The sequence below is a fragment of the Staphylococcus rostri genome (assembly GCF_002902145.1).
Taxonomy (GTDB): Bacteria; Bacillota; Bacilli; order Staphylococcales; family Staphylococcaceae; genus Staphylococcus; species Staphylococcus rostri.
The window spans coordinates 1-3671 of sequence record NZ_PPRF01000115.1; the positions used below are offsets into that span (position 1 = coordinate 1).

5 protein-coding genes are annotated in these 3671 nt (G+C 33.6%); 3 read left to right on the plus strand and 2 right to left on the minus strand.

Translation table 11 applies throughout. From position 1 onward, the window contains the following. Positions 1–62 precede the first annotated feature (62 nt). A complete protein-coding gene (locus CD122_RS10890) occupies positions 63–587 on the plus strand; it encodes an antibiotic biosynthesis monooxygenase family protein (protein WP_103358972.1) in 525 nt (174 codons plus the stop codon). A 61-nt stretch (positions 588–648) separates the two neighbouring features. Here CD122_RS10890 and ecsB read toward each other — a convergent pair whose 3' ends face one another. Together ecsB and ecsA are read right to left on the minus strand one after the other, a co-directional pair. Beyond that, positions 649–1863, minus strand: coding sequence for an ABC transporter permease EcsB (ecsB, locus tag CD122_RS10895; protein WP_103358973.1), 1215 nt, complete (start codon positions 1861–1863; stop codon positions 649–651). Beyond that, positions 1860–2594 (minus strand): ABC transporter ATP-binding protein EcsA, encoded by a 735-nt coding sequence (gene ecsA, locus CD122_RS10900; protein ID WP_103358974.1) that lies wholly within the window; start codon positions 2592–2594, stop codon positions 1860–1862. The genes ecsB and ecsA overlap by 4 nt, the downstream gene beginning before the upstream one ends. Before the next feature lie 135 nt (positions 2595–2729). Between ecsA and CD122_RS10905 the strand changes: the two genes are divergently transcribed. Both CD122_RS10905 and CD122_RS10910 read left to right on the plus strand, forming a co-directional pair. Beyond that, positions 2730–3152, plus strand: a complete 423-nt coding sequence (locus tag CD122_RS10905; protein WP_103358975.1) for an HIT family protein — start codon at positions 2730–2732, stop codon at positions 3150–3152. Positions 3153–3219: 67 nt separating this feature from the next. Then, entirely contained in the window at positions 3220–3576 is a 357-nt protein-coding gene (locus CD122_RS10910; protein ID WP_103358976.1) for a YtxH domain-containing protein, read from the plus strand. Positions 3577–3671 lie beyond the last annotated feature (95 nt).

Below are 3671 nucleotides of genomic sequence, written 5' to 3' on the forward strand. Positions count from 1 at the left end.
AGGTATATGATATTAATAGAATAGCAACTTTTGCTACCTTTTAAACAGGAGGACATTAATAGATGAACTTTTATATTACGTATGGAACTTTAGGATTTTTAAAACAAATTCAAGAAAAACATTCAGACAGAGACTTACATATCTTTTCTGGTGAAGGGCAATCGGTTATTTTAGAAGAATCTCAATCGGATACAATTTTTCAACAGCCGAATGAATACCGTGCATTAACACGTGTAGGCACAATTCAAGATTCAGATTTCCAAGCGTTAATTACCATTCCAACGACTGAAGATCATAAATATCAACTTGAAAAACAATTAGAAAATTATGTTCCTGCACTAAATGATTATGAAGGTTTCCATAGTTATCGTTTGCTTAAATCTGCAAGTCAAAACGTTTATAGAGTATTACTTGGATTCGATACTCGTAACAACTATGAAGATTATAAAAAATCATCAGCATTTCGTGAAAACCTATCATTAGAAGCAACAAAACCTTTAGCAGGTGCGTCTACTGTTCATACATCTTATTTAGAAAAATACTTCTATCCAGTTGATGAAACAGCAGTGACTGATGAAGAAGCATAAAATAATATATAACATTAAAACCTCTCTATCCGTTTTTAACTTTTAGAGAGGTTTTTGTTTATTAATCGCGCAATAACGCTTCTTTGTATTTTAACTTTTTAATAGTGCGACGAATTGTGATAAATCCAACCGCAAAAAATAAGATAATCAAATAACCATGTGCTAAATTAAGCACTAAATAGATGATACTAAATAATGTGCTAATTACAATAGCTGTCACATTTAAAAACTTTTGATAACCTTGAATGACCAAATCTTCAGAAGCCGGCCATACTTGTGGCCATAAACCATATGCTTCTTGTGTGTAGAATTGTGACATTTGTAGGATTAAAATATACATCGCCATACAGCCAATAATTAAACTTATGAATGGTTGACTTAACCAAATCATTAGTAATGCTGCTATCAACACTAAACGTAATGTTAAGTTAAAGGCGTCTTTACCACGTATGAAGTTGCGTTTAAATAAATACGGATACATAACTTCTTCATTGAATGATTTAGGTGTTGCCAGTAAAAAGTCTAAGTAACGTCTACGTACCGCCCCTTCTTGTAATCCCTTCACATCAGTGAACATGCTGACATATTTATAATAATTAACTTGATGTTGGCGTGCTTGTTTTATCAAAAATGCCCATGGTAATCGATGTTGTTCTGTTAACTTTCGTAAAAAGATATAGAGCACTACTAATGAGATTATGCTACCAAAGCTATGCAAACTTTGCGTTGACAACATAACATAATAGCCTGATAAGTTAATGACGAATAAGACAAGATGTACGGACCAACTTTCTAATCCGTATACGAACCAGTGCCATTTTATTAAGAGCCCTAATAGTGGAAAAATAAGTGAAAAAACAGCAACAATAACGAAAGCCATTTGTTCGTTTGCTGCTATTGTACGAACTAATGGATAGGCAATCGCTAATAGTAAAACCTGTAACGGGAGCCTTGTAAAATAGCTCATCCATATACTTTGTTGAATATACGTATTCATTTGTGCTTCATAAGGCAAAAGAAACAAGCTGTCCGCTTCTTCTAAATAAGTTTTTAATGGAAAGTTAGCACTTACTGCTAGAACGATTGAAATCAATAAAAAATAATCAATGCCTCGTGGAATATTACGCAACCATTCGCCATAGCCAAGAATAAAAGCCCCAATTAAAATTACTAAAAAGACCGTAAAATGGCCATTAAAAATAAATTTATTGTAGTATTGCTTTTCCTTACTTTTGGCACGATATCTATTAGTGAAAAGTTGTCGCGCTGTCATCATTTTACGACTCCTTGTGTTGCACGAATATAAATATCGTCTAATGTTGCATTGGGCATATCAAATTGTTTACGTAATGCTTCCAAATCACCAAGACCTACAATTTCTCCTTGGTCCAGAATAATAAAGCGATCACAATAACGTTCAGCTGTTGCCAAAATATGTGTACTCATTAATACTGTACGGCCTTCATGTTTCTTAGCATCCATCAAGTCTAACATTGCTTGAATTCCAAGTGGATCTAATCCTAAAAACGGTTCATCAATAATATACAAATCAGGATCTACAATAAATGCACAAATAATCATCACTTTTTGCTTCATCCCTTTAGAAAAATGACTTGGAAATACTTCTAGTTGTTCTTCTAAGCGGAATGTTTCTAATAATGGTTGCGCACGCTTCATCGCAGTGTCTTGATCTATGCCATATGCCATCGCAGTCATATAAATATGTTCTTTCAATGTTAATGTCTCATAAATAACCGGTGATTCCGGAATATAAGATAAATGTTTACGATACGCATGAATATCATCATTAATATCAATACCAGAAATTGACATTTTGCCTTCATTCGGTGTCAATAACCCTAATATATGTTTAATCGTTGTACTTTTACCAGCACCATTTAAGCCAATCAACCCAACAATTTCACCAGGATTGAGTGCAAAAGTAACATTTTTAATAACAGGCTTTTTCCCATAACCACCTGTCAAATTCTCAACTTGTACAGTCATTCTATCTGCACCTCCATAGACAGTATTGTACCAAATTGCAACGTATAAATGCTATTCACGAGATAGCTGTTATCTAGTTACACTTGTTACACCGCGTGCTATAATATTAACAAATGATCGGAGGGAGCGACTATTATGTCAGAAACAATTTTTTCTAAAATCATCGCCGGAGAAATTCCAAGCTACAAAGTTTACGAGAATGAATATGTCTATGCGTTTTTAGATATTTCTCAAGTATCTAAAGGTCACACATTACTCATCCCTAAAAAAGCATCTGCTAATATTTTTGAAACTGATGCTGAAACAATGAAACATATTGGAGAAGCGCTACCTATTGTTGCAAATGCTATTAAAGCTGCCTTTAATCCTGATGGGCTCAATATTATTCAAAATAATGGTACGTATGCGTCACAATCCGTATTCCACATTCATTTCCATTTAATTCCACGTTATGAAAATGACATCGATGGCTTTGATTATAAATGGGAAACACACGAAGCTGAAATTGATGACGCTAAAAAAGCTGAAATTGCACAACAAATTGCAGCACACATTTAATTATTGATTGAATACCCCACCCTATTAATGGGTATAAAAATAATACGTTAATCTAAGGAGGATTTTTATGAACGCGGCAAAAATCACACTAGGTCTTGCAGCAGGTATTGCAACAGGTGTAAGTCTTGTATTAATGGAACGTCAAAAAGAAACATCTCGTACACTTAACCTTTCAGAAAATACACCTGCTGAAATTTCAGATGAACTTGATACAATGAAATCTCAAATTCATCAAATTAAAAATCATGCGGTAACAATTAAAGAAGATGGCACTGAATTTGCTAAATCAATTGGTGGAGATATTAAAACATCTATCGGTGAATTCAAAGCGGATATTACACCAAATATCCAAAGATTACAGCAATATCTAGAAAATATCCAAAATCGTGGCGAAGAAATCACAAATTTTCCAACAAAAAAGTAATGGGGCTGGGACATAAGCACTCAGATTCCCTAAGAAAAAGCCGTTAAAATTCTCTAAAATGAATTTTAACGGCTTTTTTAACATATATACGACAA